This is a genomic window from Arthrobacter burdickii (genome assembly GCF_030433645.1).
Taxonomy (GTDB): domain Bacteria; phylum Actinomycetota; class Actinomycetes; order Actinomycetales; family Micrococcaceae; genus Arthrobacter_D; species Arthrobacter_D burdickii.
In genome coordinates this window covers 2,636,996-2,652,237 of sequence record NZ_JAROCG010000001.1, presented here as the reverse complement: position 1 = coordinate 2,652,237, position 15,242 = coordinate 2,636,996, and the positions used below count along the sequence as shown (strand labels likewise).

15 protein-coding genes are annotated in these 15,242 nt (G+C 69.4%); 10 read left to right on the top strand and 5 right to left on the bottom strand.

Annotated elements, in window-relative coordinates; translation table 11 throughout:
* Nucleotides 1-144: 144 nt before the first annotated feature.
* From P5G52_RS12455 to P5G52_RS12445, 3 genes are read right to left on the bottom strand one after another with little or no spacing between them, the layout of a single operon-like run.
* A complete protein-coding gene (locus P5G52_RS12455) occupies nucleotides 145-969 on the bottom strand; it encodes an SURF1 family cytochrome oxidase biogenesis protein (protein ID WP_301227805.1) in 825 nt (274 codons plus the stop codon).
* On the bottom strand, nucleotides 970-1,263 hold the full coding sequence (locus tag P5G52_RS12450; RefSeq protein ID WP_301227803.1) for a hypothetical protein: 294 nt from the start codon (nucleotides 1,261-1,263) through the stop codon (nucleotides 970-972).
* The gene (locus P5G52_RS12445; protein ID WP_301227801.1) at nucleotides 1,256-1,678 is read right to left on the bottom strand and encodes a DUF3099 domain-containing protein; all 423 of its coding nucleotides are present in this window, start codon (nucleotides 1,676-1,678) and stop codon (nucleotides 1,256-1,258) included. The genes P5G52_RS12450 and P5G52_RS12445 overlap by 8 nt, the downstream gene beginning before the upstream one ends.
* 221 nt (nucleotides 1,679-1,899) lie before the next feature.
* On the opposite strand from P5G52_RS12445, the gene fabG reads away from it, so the two are divergent.
* From fabG to P5G52_RS12430, 3 genes are all read left to right on the top strand, one after another.
* Complete coding sequence (fabG, locus tag P5G52_RS12440; RefSeq protein ID WP_301227799.1) at nucleotides 1,900-2,637, top strand: 3-oxoacyl-ACP reductase FabG; 738 nt, start codon at nucleotides 1,900-1,902, stop codon at nucleotides 2,635-2,637.
* A gap of 71 nt (nucleotides 2,638-2,708) precedes the next feature.
* Nucleotides 2,709-3,458 (top strand): SDR family oxidoreductase, encoded by a 750-nt coding sequence (locus P5G52_RS12435; protein ID WP_301227797.1) that lies wholly within the window; start codon nucleotides 2,709-2,711, stop codon nucleotides 3,456-3,458.
* Nucleotides 3,459-3,683: 225 nt separating this feature from the next.
* A complete protein-coding gene (locus P5G52_RS12430; RefSeq protein ID WP_301227795.1) occupies nucleotides 3,684-4,643 on the top strand; it encodes an IS481 family transposase in 960 nt (319 codons plus the stop codon).
* A 10-nt stretch (nucleotides 4,644-4,653) separates the two neighbouring features.
* On the opposite strand, the gene serB is transcribed toward P5G52_RS12430, so the two are convergent.
* Nucleotides 4,654-5,550, bottom strand: coding sequence for a phosphoserine phosphatase SerB (serB, locus tag P5G52_RS12425; protein ID WP_301228792.1), 897 nt, complete (start codon nucleotides 5,548-5,550; stop codon nucleotides 4,654-4,656).
* Nucleotides 5,551-5,780: 230 nt separating this feature from the next.
* Between serB and P5G52_RS12420 the strand changes: the two genes are divergently transcribed.
* The 4 genes from P5G52_RS12420 to lplAB all read left to right on the top strand — a co-directional run bounded on the left by P5G52_RS12420 (nucleotide 5,781) and on the right by lplAB (nucleotide 9,088).
* Nucleotides 5,781-6,566, top strand: coding sequence for an ABC transporter ATP-binding protein (locus P5G52_RS12420; RefSeq protein WP_301227793.1), 786 nt, complete (start codon nucleotides 5,781-5,783; stop codon nucleotides 6,564-6,566).
* A 37-nt stretch (nucleotides 6,567-6,603) separates the two neighbouring features.
* Nucleotides 6,604-7,431: a TrmH family RNA methyltransferase gene (locus P5G52_RS12415; RefSeq protein ID WP_301227791.1), complete on the top strand. Its 828-nt coding sequence runs from the start codon at nucleotides 6,604-6,606 to the stop codon at nucleotides 7,429-7,431.
* Nucleotides 7,432-7,532: 101 nt separating this feature from the next.
* Nucleotides 7,533-7,790, top strand: a complete 258-nt coding sequence (locus tag P5G52_RS12410; protein WP_087073176.1) for a type B 50S ribosomal protein L31 — start codon at nucleotides 7,533-7,535, stop codon at nucleotides 7,788-7,790.
* Between the two features lie 221 nt (nucleotides 7,791-8,011).
* Nucleotides 8,012-9,088 (top strand): lipoate-protein ligase LplAB, encoded by a 1,077-nt coding sequence (lplAB, locus tag P5G52_RS12405; RefSeq protein ID WP_301227788.1) that lies wholly within the window; start codon nucleotides 8,012-8,014, stop codon nucleotides 9,086-9,088.
* On the opposite strand, the gene pepN is transcribed toward lplAB, so the two are convergent.
* Nucleotides 9,073-11,682 (bottom strand): aminopeptidase N, encoded by a 2,610-nt coding sequence (gene pepN / locus P5G52_RS12400; protein WP_301227786.1) that lies wholly within the window; start codon nucleotides 11,680-11,682, stop codon nucleotides 9,073-9,075. The genes lplAB and pepN overlap by 16 nt on opposite strands.
* Before the next feature lie 98 nt (nucleotides 11,683-11,780).
* Between pepN and P5G52_RS12395 the strand changes: the two genes are divergently transcribed.
* Genes P5G52_RS12395 through P5G52_RS12385 form a run of 3 tightly spaced genes read left to right on the top strand, consistent with a single transcriptional unit; the run spans nucleotide 11,781 to nucleotide 15,175 of the window.
* Nucleotides 11,781-13,343, top strand: a complete 1,563-nt coding sequence (locus P5G52_RS12395) for a circularly permuted type 2 ATP-grasp protein (protein ID WP_301227784.1) — start codon at nucleotides 11,781-11,783, stop codon at nucleotides 13,341-13,343.
* A 57-nt stretch (nucleotides 13,344-13,400) separates the two neighbouring features.
* Nucleotides 13,401-14,327, top strand: coding sequence for an alpha-E domain-containing protein (locus tag P5G52_RS12390; protein WP_301227782.1), 927 nt, complete (start codon nucleotides 13,401-13,403; stop codon nucleotides 14,325-14,327).
* Nucleotides 14,324-15,175, top strand: a complete 852-nt coding sequence (locus P5G52_RS12385) for a transglutaminase family protein (RefSeq protein WP_301227780.1) — start codon at nucleotides 14,324-14,326, stop codon at nucleotides 15,173-15,175. The genes P5G52_RS12390 and P5G52_RS12385 overlap by 4 nt, the downstream gene beginning before the upstream one ends.
* Nucleotides 15,176-15,242: the final 67 nt, after the last annotated feature.

The window sequence follows — 15,242 nt, the reverse complement described above, 5'->3', positions numbered from 1 at the left end:
TGCACTGACTCTGAGCGGTGCACTGACCCTGAACGCTGCGTGCCGGCGCGCTCGTTCTCTGGTCGATCGTGGTCCGGTCGACCAGCGTCCGGTCGCCGTCGCCCCCCGGTGTATGACTCCCGCTGCTAGCGGAGCGCTGCGTATCTAGCGGATGCCCTGCGCGTCGAGGATGGCGTCCTCCTCCTCTTCGGAGGAAGGGCGACGCCGGCGTGCCGGGCGCTCCGGAGCCGTCCCGTCCTGTTCCTCGTCGCTGCGGCGCTGCTGGCGCGCGGCGTAGCCGAGGCCCACGAAGGCCAGGACTCCGAAGGCGAACCACTGCATGGAGTACGACAGGTGCGGGCCCTCGTCGATGGAGGGCTTCGGTGCGGCTACCGGTGTCTGCGCCGCAGCCGGCCGTTCGACGGCCAGGAGGCCGTAGGCCGCCTCCTGCAGCGGATAGTCGAGCCTGCCCGCGAGCGCGGCAAGGTCGATCGATGCGACCTGGCCTTCGGGGGCCCCGCGGTTGACCGCCGGCTCCCCGGGTTTCGTCCGGGCCGTGACCTCGACCTCGCCGGCAGGCGGAGCGGGAATCTCGTCGGGACGCCCCGCCTCCACGTTGCCGATGGGCAGCCACCCGCGATCGATGATGACGGCCGTGCCGTCGTCGAGCTTCAGGGGCGTGAGCACCTCGTAGCCCGGCTGTCCGTTCAATGGGCGGTTGCGGACGACGACCTGGTTCGCGACGTCGTAGGTCCCGGTGAAGGTGACGGGAGTCCACTCGCGGTCCGGGTCGTAGCTGTCGAAGCCGTTCTCGCCCGGTAGATAGCGCTCAGGGGTGGCGTCGTAGTTCGCCTCGATGCGCTGGATGTTCTCCACGACCGCCTCGCGACGGTCGAGTTGCCAGCGTCCGAGGCCCACGCAGCCGGCGGCCAGGACGATGACCATGGCGAGCCAGCCGAGCCAGCGGGCGGAGAGGAGGAAGCGGTACACCTAGCGGGTCTCCATCGGTTGGTCGGCGGTCAGGGGGAGCGTCTCCTTCCAGAGTCCACGGTCCCGGAGGTATTCCTCGAACCACTCGACGTGGTCCGGGCAGGACGCCCATGCCTTGCGGCGGTCGGGCGTGTGGATGCGCGGGTTGTTCCAGAGCAGCCGCCACTCGGCCGCATTCCTGCAGCCCTTGCGCGAGCAGACGGGCCCGCCGCTGTCCGCGACCCGCGGTGCCCCGAACAGGCCAAGGCCCGCGGTCGAGGCAGCCGCGGGTCGACCCGCCGGGATCTCAGGCATCGGCACCGGTCGCGCCGTTGCCGGCGGCGGAGGAGCCGTGCGCGCGCGGCTGGGTGTCATCGACGATCTCGCCGCTGAGGACCTCGTCCTCGTCCGCCGGACCCGCGTCGACCACCCGAGCCTCGATCTCACGGACCGGGGCGCGATCGATCAGCGCATCGCTGTGCCGGATGTTGCTGGTATCGCTTCCGCCGTTCGCGATGATCACTGCGAAGTACGGCAGGAATACGGCACCGGCGATCATCACCCACTGCAGCCACACATAGGGAACGACGAAGACCAGGACGAAGCAGACGAGGCGGAGCCCCATCGATATCGAGTACCTGATCATTCGTGTCCGCATCTCGTCGCTGTGTGATTCACGAGCGTCGGAGATGGTGTGGACGTCTGGGTTGTGCTTCGTTTGTTTACTCATCACACTCCAAGGAGAATCCCTCAATTATCTCACTCCGGGTCCCGTTCCCGAAGTCGAGGGATGCCCCGCTAGGATCGTCGGGATAGTTTGGCCGCTCGGCAGGCCTGAAAGGGTCGGCACGGTCCGGCGGATCCTTGGCGGGACCGTCGACAGCGGACAACACGGCGAACAACAGCGAACAACGTGGACCCCTTCCGGCCCGCAGATAGAGGAGTTTCCCCTTGGCATCTGGTGCAGACAGCAAGACGACGGCCTCCGGACGCAGCGTCCTCATCACCGGAGGAAACCGGGGGATCGGCCTCGCCATCGCCAAGGTATTCGTAGCCAACGGCGACAAGGTTGCCATCACCTACCGAAGTGGCGAGGTGCCCGAGGGAATGCTCGGCGTCAAGGCCGACGTCACCAGCGAAGAGCAGATCGACGCGGCCTTCACGCAGGTGGAAGCCGAGCACGGTCCGGTCGAGGTGCTCGTCGCGAATGCGGGAATCACCCGGGACACGCTGCTCCTGCGCATGACCGAGAGCGATTTCACGGACGTCATCGACACGAACCTCACGGGAGCGTTCCGGGTCGTCAAGCGCGCGTCGCGCGGCATGATCCGGCTGCGGCGCGGACGCGTCATCCTGATCTCCAGCGTCACGGGTCTCTATGGGGCGCCCGGCCAGATCAACTACTCGGCGTCGAAGGCAGGACTCGTCGGCATCGCGCGCTCGCTGACGAGGGAGCTGGGGTCCCGGGGGATCACGGCCAACGTCGTCGCGCCCGGGTTCATCGACACCGACATGACGGCGGAGCTCCCCGAAGACACCCGCAAGAGCTACCTGGCCACCATCCCGGCCGGGCGCTTCGCCTCCCCCGACGAGGTGGCCGGTGTCGTGTCCTGGCTCGCCGGTGACGCTGCCGGCTACATCTCCGGCGCCGTCATCCCCGTCGACGGCGGCCTCGGCATGGGCCACTGACCCCCCACCGATTCCCGCGGAGCCTCCGCTCCGCTCCCGCACCATCCCCGAAATTCAGCAGAAGGAGCACCATGGCCACGCTCGAGGGCACCACAGCAATCGTCACCGGATCGTCCCGCGGCATCGGAGCCGACGTCGCGCAGCAACTCGCCGCGCAGGGCGCGGCCGTCGTCGTCAACTACCGCCAGAAGGCGCCGCGCGCCAACAAGGTCGTCGCGGGGATCGAGGCGGCGGGCGGCAAGGCCGTCGCCGTCGGAGCGGACCTGACCACGCCGGAGGGACCGGCCGCGCTGATCGATGCCGCAGTGTCGACCTTCGGCGGGCTCAACCTGCTCGTGCTCAACGCCTCCGGTGGCATGGAGACCGGCATGGGGGAGGACTACGCGCTCAAGCTCAACCGCGATGCGCAGGTCAACATGCTCACCGCGGCCGCCGAGGTGATGCCCGCGGGATCGCGCGTGGTCTTCATCACGAGCCACCAGGCGCACTTCATCGAGAAAGTGGAGACGATGGACGCGTACGAGCCCGTCGCCCGCAGCAAGCGGGCCGGCGAGGACGCACTGCGCGCACTCATCCCGCAGCTGGACGAGAAGGGCATCTCCCTCGTGGTCGTGTCCGGCGACATGATCGAGGGCACGGTCACCGCGACCCTTCTCGACCGGGCGACGCCGGGCGCCATCGAGGCACGGCGCCAGGAGGCAGGACGCCTGTACTCGGTGGCGGAGTTCGCCACCGAGATCGTCCGGATGGTCACGGCCGACGTGCCCACCGGCCACACCGAGTACGTAGGCGGCGCCGAGGACTTCCTCGCCAAGAGCTGACGCCGGCAGGTCGGCCGGGGCGCGCCGCGTCCCGGCCGGATTTGCGGGGGTGCCCTTCACACCAAGCGGCGCCCTTCGCGCTGGATCAGCCCTTCGCGGAGAACCTGAGGGGCCGGATCCTAGATGTACTGGGCCGGGACGTTGGTGACAGGTAGGGCTTGAAAATGAGGAGGACCTCCGAGCTTAGTGGAGCTGTCTAGTTCCCGCACCCTCCCGGAGGTCCTCGTGTCCAACGTTATCCCTCGTTTGAGCCCGTTTGGTCGATCAATCATCATTGAACGCGTTTTAGCAGGCCGGCCCGTCGCGCACGTGGCCAAGGAACTCGGCGTGTCCCGGCAGACCGCCTACCGGTGGGTGCGCCGCTACCGGGCCGAAGGAATCGACGGGCTGCAGGACCGCTCCAGCCGCCCGAGGACCTTCCCGACCAGGACCAGCCGTGAGACCGAGCACGCAGTTCTTGCCGCCCGCACGCAGTTACGGGCCGGACCGTTACGCATCGCGGCCGCCACCGGGGTACCGGCCCGGACGGTCTCCCGGATCCTGTCCCGGCACCAGGTTCCCCGGCTTGCCTGGTGCGACCCGGTCACCGGGCAGCTGATCCGCGCCTCGAGGGCGACCAAGGCCCGGTACGAACGAGCCCGCCCGGGCGAGCTCGTGCACCTGGATGTGAAGAAACTCGGCCGGATCCCCGACGGCGGCGGCTGGCGTGCCCACGGCCGCTCCGAAGAGGTTCGGGGTTACGGCATCGGTTACGACTACGTCCACGCGGCTATTGATGACCACTCCCGGCTCGCGTACGCCGAAGTCCATCCCGACGAACGCTCCGACACCGCCGCAGGGTTCCTGCTGCGCGCCCGGGACTTCTTCGCCACGAACGGGATTCCCCGCATCGAACGGATCATCACCGACAACGCCCTGGCCTACCGGCGCGGACACGCGTTCAAAGCAGCCGTAACAGCCATCGGCGCCGAGCAGCGTTTCATCAAACCCCACTGCCCCTGGACCAACGGGAAAGTCGAGCGCTTCAACCGGACCCTGCAAACCGAATGGGCCTACCGCCGGCCCTACACCTCGAACACAGCCCGCACCGAAGCCCTTGACCGGTTCCTCACCCACTACAACACTGAACGCATCCACACAGGCATCGGAACCACACCCATCAACCGACTGTCACCCACCTCATGACCCAGTACACCTAGAGGCCGGCCAGGTGGCGGACGACATCGAGGTCGGGCAGGTCCAGGGCCGCGTCGGCTGCCGCGCGGACCGCGGGTTTGGCCTGGAACGCGACGCCGAGGCCCGCGGCCGCGAGCATGTCGAGGTCGTTCGCGCCGTCGCCCACGGCCACGGTCGCTGCCAGGGGGACCCCGGCACGGGCGGCCTCGGTGCGCAGCATGCGCGCCTTCTCCCGGCGGTCGACGACGGCGCCGCGAACGCGTCCTGTCAGGACGCCGTCGGCGATGTCGAGGTCGTTCGCCTTGGCGAAGGACAGACTGAGGCGCTCGGCGAGGGGTGCCAGGACCTGCGAGAAGCCGCCCGAGACGACGCCGACGCGGTGGCCGGCCCCGAGATACGCAGCCACGAGCTCCTCGGCGCCATCGCTCAGTTCGATCCTGCCGGCCACCTCGTCGATCACGGACGAGGGCAGGCCCTCCAGCGCGCGCACCCGGTGGTGCAGGGACTGCGCGAAATCGAGCTCCCCGCGCATCGCCGCCTCGGTCACGGCGGCCACCTCCGCCTCACGTCCGGCGTGTGCGGCGAGCAGTTCGATGACCTCCTGCTTGATCAGCGTCGAGTCGACGTCCATGATCAGCAGCTTCGGGCCGGGTGCGTAGACCGGTGCCGGGACGAGGACCGCTCCGATGCCCGTCCTGCCGGTCCACTCCGATAGCCCCGTGCGGAGAGGGGACAGCCGCGCGGACCCGTCCGCAGGCAGGACGACGTCGACCGTGAGGACGGCGTATGTCGCCGCCCCGGCCGCGGACACTCCCGTGACCTCGGCGCCGAGGTCACGCAGGACGGATACCAGGTCCTCGTGCTGCCCGTCCTCGAGCCGGCGTGCATAGGCGACAACCCTCGCGCTGTCCGCCATGCTTCCCGCCGTACTGTCCGGGATGTGGTCCGGCATGCTGTCCGCTCCTGTCCGTGCCGCTGGCGGCGTCGTCGTGTACTTCCCGTCCTGACCCGGGGACGCCGGGCGCGCCGGGTTCCCTTCCCGGGCGCTGCCGGCGCGACTCCGACGGCGCCTGCCGGAACGGGCACAACCCTCGGGAGGCGCCCGGTTTCGCCACGGAGCCGCTCCTTAGCCTAGTGTCTAGGACCATGAGTGACGTTCTGGAACTGGCGGGAGTGAGCCTCGTCAGGGGCGGCAAGACCCTTCTCGATGACATCGACTGGCAGGTCAGCGAGGGTGAGCGCTGGGTGGTCATGGGCCCCAACGGAGCGGGCAAGACCACGCTGCTGCAGCTCGCGGGTGCGCGCCTGCATCCGACGCGCGGCGTGGTGGGCATCCTCGACGAGGTGATGGGCGCGGTCGACGTGTTCGAGCTCCGCCCCCGCATCGGGCTGGCGTCCGCGGCCCTCGCCTCCCAGGTGCCGGACGACGAGACGGTCCTGAACGTCGTCGTGACCGCCTCCTACGGTGTCACCGGCCGGTGGCGCGAGCAGTACGAGCGCCTCGACGAACGACGCGCCTTCCGCCTCCTCGACACATGGGGCATGTCCCGCTTCATGAACCGTCGCTTCGGCTCCCTGAGCGAGGGCGAGCGGAAGCGTGTGCAGATCGCCCGGGCCCTCATGGCCGATCCGGAGCTGCTCCTCCTCGACGAACCCGCGGCGGGTCTCGACCTCGCCGGTCGCGAGGACCTCGTGCAGCGCCTGACGGAGCTCGCGCGGGACGAGGAAGCGCCGGCCATGGTGCTGGTGACGCACCACCTCGAGGAAGTCCCGCCGGGCTTCACGCACGCGTTGCTCCTCCGCGACGGCAGGGTCGTCGCCGCCGGCCCGCTCTCCGGCGTCCTGACTGAGGAGAACCTGAGCGAAGCGTTCGACGTCGCCCTCAAGGTCACCGAGGAGAACGGCCGCTACAGCGCGGTCGCCCGGGCGTGACGTCGTCGGCCGCTCCGATGACCGGTCCGGGAACCTGATGGCGCTCGTCGAGCTCCACGACGTCGACGATCCGCGCCTGTCGGACTACCGGAACCTCACCGATGTCCAGCTCCGCCTAGCGAAGGAACCGGCGGAGGGCCTCTACATCGCGGAGAGCTCCAAGGTGCTGCGGCGCGCGATCGACGCCGGCCATGTGCCCCGATCCTTCCTGTTGGCGCCCAAGTGGCTGCCCGACCTGGCGGACGTGCTCGCGCGGTTCCCGTCCGTCCCCGCCTTCGTGGCGCCGGAAGCCACGCTCGAGGCGATCACGGGCTTCCACCTCCACCGCGGCGCCCTGGCCGCCATGCACCGTCCCGAGCCACTCCCGCTCGCCGATGTCCTCGCGTCCGCGCACCGCGTCGCCATCATCGAGGACATGGTGGACCACACCAACCTCGGAGCCGTGTTCCGCTCCGCGGCGGCCCTCGGCATCGACGCCGTCCTGGTGAGCCCCCGTAGCGCCGATCCGCTCTACCGGCGGGCAGTACGCGTGAGCATGGGCAGCGTCTTCCAGGTGCCCTGGGTCCGCCTCGGGACATGGCCGGATGGCCTGGCCGCCGTCCGGGATGCGGGCTTCACCATCGCAGCCCTCGCCCTGGTGCCCGGGGCCATGCCGCTGGGGGAGTTCGCCGCCGGGACGCACGAGCGCCTCGCCCTCCTGCTCGGTACCGAGGGCGACGGACTGAGCGACGGTGCACTCGCCGAGGCCGACGTCGCCCTGACCATCCCGATGCACGGGGGAGTGGACTCGCTCAACGTGGCGGCGGCGGCCGCCGTCGCCTTCTGGGAGTGCCGGTACGATGCCGGCGCGACGTCCGCGCTTTAGCGTCGGAGCGCCTCCTGCGCTAGTATGAGTAGCTGGCCCTGTCGCCAACCTTTCCATCCCCCGTGCCTGGCAAAATCCAGGCAACCAGAGAAGGTAGTCCCGTGAAGTCTGAAATCCACCCCCAGTACCAGTCGGTCGTGTTCCGCGACCTGGCCTCCGACAAGGCGTTCCTGACCAAGTCCACGGTCGGCTCGTCCAAGACCATCGAGTGGGAAGACGGCAACACCTACCCCCTCATCGAGGTCGAGATCTCCTCGGAGTCGCACCCGTTCTACACGGGCAAGCAGCGCATCATGGACTCCGCCGGTCGCGTCGAGCGCTTCAACGCCCGCTTCAAGGGCTTCGGCGGCAAGAAGTAGTCTTCCGCAGTACACCGGACCGAGGCCACGCGCCCGCTTCCACGAGGAAAAGCCATGCCGCTGCGGCGTGGCTTTTCCCGCTTAACGCAGCGTTCACCACAGCAGCGTTAACCACAGCAGCATTCACCAGAGCAGCATTCACCAGAGCAGCATTCACCAGAGCAGCATTCACCAGCACCAGCACCGCGCCCGCAGCGGGCCGGCACCCAGGAGGTCCACCCATGGCACCAGCATCGGACGACGGCCGCCTGCACGGCGAGTTCAAGACGCCGGGCGGCAAGCTCACCGCCGTGGACCTCTCGGTCCGGGACGGGCGCCTCACCGGGGTCTCGGTCAACGGTGACTTCTTCCTCGAGCCGGACGAGGCCCTCCTCGACATCAACGCCGCGCTCGAGGGCCTTCCCGTGGACACGGCGCCCGGGGAACTCGCCAGCGCCATCACGGCACGCCTCGATCCTTCCGCCGTCCTGTTCGGGTTCTCGCCCTCCGCCATCGCCACAGCCGTCCGGCGTGCCCTGGGCCGGGCCACGGGCTTCGCTGACCACCAGTGGGAGATCATCCCGCCGACCCCGCTGTCCACGGCGATGCACGTCGCCATGGACGAGGTCCTGACCCAGGACGTCGGTTCCGGTGCCCGCAACCCGACCCTGCGCTTCTGGGAGTGGCAGTCCCCGTCGGTGGTGATCGGCAGTTTCCAGTCCATGCGCAACGAGGTGGACCCCGAGGGCGCCGCCCGGCACGGTGTGAGCGTCGTGCGCAGGATCAGCGGCGGCGGTGCCATGTTCATGGAGCACGGCAATGCGATCACCTACTCCCTCTACGTGCCGCAGTCGCTCGTGGACGGCATGAGCTTCGCGGACTCGTACCCCTTCCTCGACGCGTGGGTGATGGAGGCCCTCGAGAAGCTCGGCATCCGGGCCTGGTACCAGCCCCTGAACGACATCGCCACGGAGATCGGCAAGATCGGCGGTGCGGCGCAGAAACGGCTCGCCAACGGCGGCATGCTGCACCACGTGACCATGAGCTACGACATCGACGCGGACAAGATGCTCGAGGTGCTCCGCATCGGCAAGGAGAAGATGTCCGACAAGGGCACGAAGAGCGCCAAGAAGCGGGTGGATCCCCTGCGCCGCCAGACGGGCGTGCCTCGCGAAGAGATCATCGACGTGATGATGTCCACCTTCCGGCAGCGCTACGGCGCCGTGGACGCGACGCTGTCCGAGGACGAGCTGCAGCGCGCCGGAGAACTCGTGGAGCGCAAGTTCGGCACCGAGGAGTGGCTCTACCGCGTGCCCTGAGCCTGTGCCCTGAGGGAGCGCAGCAGGTGGTCCCGCTCCTCGAGGACGATGCGGCGCAGTGCTGCCGGGGCGTCGGCATTCCCGTCCAGCCAGGCATCCGTCCGCACGACCACGGGGTGCTCTTCCGGCGCCCCGTCCAGGTCCTGACGCCCCGGGTACAGGCCACGCACGATCCTGCTCGCCATCTCGATGCCACGCGTGGCCCAGACCTCGCGGAGCGCCCCGAAGTAGGGCTCCTCGTAGCGGCCGAGCAGTTCGCGCGGGCCCAGCACGAACCCCTCGATCGCCGCGCTGAGCAGCTCGTTGGACAAGCGGTCGCCGTGCACGGCTTCCTCCCACGTCGCCTTCTTGATCCCCGCGTCCGGGATCGCGGCGGAGGCCAGGGTGAACCCGACCCTTCCCGACGCCGTCGCATCAGCGGCCCGCTCGGCCTCCAGCTCGCCGGGGAGCACGCGTTGCTGTGCCGCCAGTCCCTGCAGGAAGAGCCAGCGCAGCTCGGGGTCGAGGGGCAGCCCTGCGATCCTCTCGTCGCCGTCGAGCACGGCGCGGACGACGTCGGCCGCCCGGGCAGTGGTCCTGGCGGCGGCGGCCAGTGCCCGCGCCCACACGAGCTGCAGGTCTGATCCCGGAGCGGCGGCCCGCAGCCCCTCCTCGAGGAAGCCACTCACCCGGTCGCGCAGGCCGCCACGCCGGCCTGCCGGGGCAAAGCGCTCGACCGCGGTACCGGTATTGGCCAGCAGGACCTGCAGCACGCCTACTCCGGTCTCGGCCGGCGCGGCGAGCAGAACGGCGTCGAGGTAGGAGTCCACCGGCAGGCGGGCGTCCCTCGTGCTGGACCACAGGGCCGTCAGGCACGTCGCCCGGGCCAGTGGGTCGCGCAGGCGGTCGACCGAGGACAGCAGGGTCGAGAGCGAACGCTCGTCGAAGGAGAGCTTGGCGTAGGTCAGGTCGTCGTCATTGACCAGCAGGAGGTCGGGCTGCAGGGTCCCGGCGAGGGCAGGGACCGGAGTCCGGCCACCCTTGACGGTCACCGCCTCGGCGCCCGTCCGCACGAGCCAGCCCTCGGCGTCGAAGGAGTACAGGCCCAGCCTGATCCGGTGGGGACGGGGCTCCTCCGCGCCCGTGACCGGGTCCACCGCGTCCTGCACGATCGTGACCTGTCGGAGCACGCCGCCGTCGGCGGCGACCTCCGCCCCGAGGGACGGCACGCCGGACGTCTGCAGCCAGGACCGCGACCAGGTGCCGAGGTCCCGGCCCGTGGCGGTGGCGAGCACGTCGAGGAGATCGGCGAGCGTCGTGTTCCCGTACTCGTGTTTCCGGAAGTACCGGCGCGCGGCGTCGGTGAACGCATCCCGCCCGACGAAGGCCACGAGCTGCTTCAGCACCGAGGCGCCCTTGGCGTACGTGATGCCGTCGAAGTTCTGCTTCGCGGCCTCGAGGTCCGGGATGTCGGCGACGATCGGGTGCGTCGTCGGCAGCTGGTCCTGCACGTAGGCCCACGACTTCCGGCGGTTCGCGAAACTCACCCAGGACGTGCTCCACCGCGTGGCCTCCGCCACCGCGAGCGCGCCCATGTAGTCCGCGAAGGACTCCTTGAGCCACAGGTCGTCCCACCAGGACATGGTCACGAGATCCCCGAACCACATGTGCGCCATCTCGTGCAGGATCGTGTTGGCCCGCGCCTCGCGCTGTGCTTCGGTGGCCGCCGACTGGAACACGTAGTTCTCCGTGAAGGTCACCAGGCCGGGGTTCTCCATGGCGCCGAGGTTGTACTCGGGGACGAACGCCTGGTCGTACTTGCCGAAGGGGTACGGGTAGTCGAACAGGTCGTGGAAGAAGTCGAGGCCGCGCCGGGTGGTATCGAAGATCTCCGGCGCGTCGAAGGACGGCGCGAGGGAGCGGCGGCAGAACAGGGCCAGCGGCACCTCGAGGCCTTCCCCGGCCGTCCCGGGCGCACCGGTCCACGAGTCGGTCTCGCAGTGGTACGGGCCGGCAAGGATGGTGGTGATGTAGGTCGAGATCCGCCGGGTCGGCTCGAAGGTCCACCGCACGGCCGAGTCGGCTACGTCGTCGAGCGGCACGGCCGTCACCTCCGCGCCGTTCGAGGCCACGGTCCAGCCGGCGGGTGCGATCACGCGGAAGGAGAAGGAGGCCTTGAGGTCCGGCTGCTCGAAGTTCGCGAAGACGCGGCGCGCATCGGCCGGCTCGTACTGGGTGTAGAGGTAGGTCTCCCCGTCGGCGGGATCCACGAACCGGTGGAGTCCCTCACCGCTCGCACTGTAGGCCGCGCGTCCCTCCACCGTCACGGTGTTCGAGGACGCGAGGTCGTCGAGGAGGACCCTGGCACCATCGCTCACGGCGGTCGGATCCAGCACCCGTCCGTTCAGTTCCACCGCGGTGACCTCGCCGATGAAGTCGAGGAACGTCGAGCTGCCGGGTTCGCGGCACGTGAACTCCACGGTGGTGGTGCTCCGGTACGTCCCCTCCCCGGCATCCCGGGCGCCCGAGAGATCGAGCTCGACGGCGTAGCTCCCGGTCTCCAGCAGGGCCGACCGCGCGGCCGCCTCGTCGCGGCGCAGGTTCTCGTTCTCCATCCGGCCATTCAATCACGCAGCCCCTCCGCTTCGTTTCGGGCATGTTAACGGCGCGCGTGGCGGTGCGGACGGCACTTCATCCATGGCACTGTGGGGGTATGTCCGAGCTCTTCGCTGACTATCCAGCCGCCGCCCGCAAGACGACCGCCTTCGATGAGATGTTCGATGCCGGGTACCTTCCGCGCACCGAATACGGCCAGGTCGCGGCCGCCCTGGACGCACTCAACCTCGCCGATGTCACAGCCCGCGCCGACTCGATGGCGCGCACCTTCCTCGACCGCGGCGTCACCTTCGACTTCGCCGGTGAGGAGCGTCCCTTCCCGCTCGATATCGTGCCGCGCGTGATCGCGGGCAGCGACTGGGAGGTCCTGGAACGCGGCGTCGCGCAGCGCGTGAAGGCGCTCGAGGCGTTCCTCAGCGACGTCTACGACAAGATGACGGTGGTGTCCGACGGGGTGATACCGCGGCAGCTCATCACCTCCAGCGCCCATTTCCACCGGGAGGTCGCCGGGTTCGCTCCGGCGGGAGGCGTGCGCGTCCACATCTCGGGGATCGACGTCGTGCGGGACCAGCAGGGCACGTTCCGTGTCCTCGAGGACAACGTCCGCGTGCCCAGCGGTGTCAGTTACGTGCTGGAGAACCGGCGGGCCATGGCCAAGGGGCTCCCGGAGGCCTTCGGGCAGCAGCACATCCGGCCGGTCGAGGAATACCCGCGCCGCCTCCTCGCCGCCCTGCGCAAGACAGCGCCTCCCGGCGTCGAGGAACCCACCGTCGTGGTGCTGACGCCCGGGGTCTTCAACTCCGCCTATTTCGAGCACACGCTGCTCGCCGGGCTCATGGGCGTCGAACTCGTGGAGGGACGCGACCTGATCTGCCGAGGCAACCGCGTGTACATGCGGACGACGGCGGGGGAGCAGCGCGTGGACGTCATCTACAAGCGCATCGACGACGAGTTCCTCGACCCCCTGCAGTTCCGCGCTGACTCGGTGCTCGGGTGTCCCGGCATCGTCAACGCCGCCCGCGCCGGCATGGTGACCATTGCGAACGCCGTCGGCAACGGCGTCGCCGATGACAAGCTCGTCTACACCTACGTCCCCGACCTCATCCGGTACTACCTGGGCGAGGAGCCCATCATCGCCAACGTGGACACGTACCGGCTCGAGGATGCCCCGGCACGTGAGGAAGTGCTCGACCGGCTCGATGAACTCGTCGTGAAGCCCGTGGACGGCTCCGGCGGCAAGGGACTCGTCATCGGCCCGGACGCCACGAAGGCCGAACTCGACATCCTCCGCGCCAAGGTCCTCGAGGACCCGCGCGGCTGGATCGCCCAGCCGGTCCTCCAGCTCTCCACCGTGCCGACCATGTCGGGGGGCCAGTTCAGCCCCCGCCACGTGGACCTGCGGCCCTTCGCCGTCAACGACGGCGAGGAGGTCTGGGTGCTTCCCGGCGGGCTGACGCGCGTGGCCATGAAGGAGGGCTCCCTGATCGTGAACTCGAGCCAGGGCGGAGGCTCCAAGGACACCTGGGTGGTGGACGGCGAAGTGCGCGGTCCGGCGGACGTGCCGCAGGAACGCCCGGCGGTGACCGTCCGCGAACGCACCAGCGTCTGGCCGATCGAGACCAACTGGCAGGACAAGCAATCGGAGCAGCAGCAGCAATGACCGACGCCGTCTCCCCGACTTCCCCGACTTCCCCGACTTCCATGGAAGGCAGGCCTCATGCTCAGCCGCATCGCTGAATCCCTCTTCTGGATCGGCCGCTACGTCGAACGCGCCGACGGGACGGCGCGCATCCTCGACGTCCACCTCGAACGGCTCAACCAGATGCCGCTCGCCCAGCAGCGGGAGACCTCCCGGCAGCTGCTCGGCGTCATGGGCAGCCTGCCCGAGAAGGACGACATCGACCTCTCGGACCTGCTCCAGGCCCTCGCCTACAACCGGACGAGCGCCACCTCCATCGCCGGCGCCCTGGGAGCCGCTCGGGAGAACGCGCGACGTGCCCGCGAGACCGTCTCGAGCAGCGTCTGGGAGAGCCTGAACACCACGTGGTACGGCCTGACCCAGCACCGCAAGGACGTCGTCGGGACCTACCGCTTCTGCCACTGGGTGGTGGAGCGGACGGCGATGATCCGGGGACTGTCGGACACCACCATGAGTCACGACGAGTCGTGGCAGTTCCTGGTCCTCGGGCGCAGCCTCGAACGCGCCGACATGACGGCCCGGATGCTCTCCACGCACGACGTCCACGCTGCGGGCCTGTCCTGGGTCAACATGCTGCGGTGTGCAGGCGCGTACGAGTCGTTCCTCCGGACGCGGCGGGCCTCCTTCGGCGACCAGCAGGCCGCGGAGTTCCTGCTCCTGGACCGCCTGTTCCCGCGATCCATCGTCTATGCGCTGGGCGACGCCGAGAAGTGCCTCACGAAGCTGAACCCCGCGTACCAGCGCGTCGGGTTCATCAATGACGCCACGCGGATCGTCGGGCAGGCGAGGACCTTCCTCGAATTCCACCAGACGCAGGACCTGATGTCCGAACTGCCCGAGCACATGGACCGCATCCAGAAGGCCTGTGCGCGGGCGTCGGACGCCGTGTCCCGCACGTACTTTTCCCAGGCGGACGAGCTGTCCTGGGTTGGAGAGGTCTCATGACACGCCTGCTGATCGAGCACCGCACCGGCTACGACTACCGCGGCCGGGTCTCGCTGTCCTACAACGAGGCCCGTATGACCCCCCTCACCGACCCGCAGCAGGTGGTCCTCGAGTCCACCCTGAAGGTCAGTCCGTCGAGCGCCGCCGTGTCCACCTACCGGGACTACTGGGGCACCCGCGTGACGTCGTTCGACCTCCATGTGCCGCACGAGCACCTCGAGGTCACGGCCCTCTCCACCGTCGAGGTCAGCCGGGTGGAGCGCGTACCCGGCGAGGCCGAGATCCTGTCCTGGGAGGACCTCGCCGCCCCGTCCCTCACCGACGAGTTCGCCGACTGGCTGGCCCAGACGAACCTCAGCGAGCCGGGCGAGGAGGTGCGCGCGCTGGTCGCCGACCTCGCGGGCGACCGCAACCCCCACGAGACGGCACGGGCTGTGTTCGACTGGCTGCGGCAGCAGATGGACTACGTCCAGGGCGCCACCGGCGTGCAGACGAGCGCCCGCGACGCCTGGGCGGAACGTGCGGGCGTCTGCCAGGACCTCGCGCACGTCGCGATCGGAGCCCTGCGCAGCCTCGGCATCCCCGCGCGGTACATCTCCGGCTACCTGCACCCCCGCCGCAGCGCTGGTATCGGTGAGACGGTCGCCGGGCAGTCGCACGCCTGGGTGGAGTGGTACGACGGCGAGTGGCGCGGCTGGGATCCGACCAACAGCGGCCCGGTGAGCGACTTCCACGTGTCCGTGGCCCGCGGCCGAGACTACCGCGATGTCTCCCCGCTCAAGGGGATCCTGTCCGGTGGTGGGGGATCGACGCTCAACGTGACGGTCGCCATCACCAGGGTCGCCTAGCGCCTCCCGTGCGGACCCGCACGCAGAGAGGCCCCCGGCACGTGCCGGGGGCCTCTCTGCGTGTGCG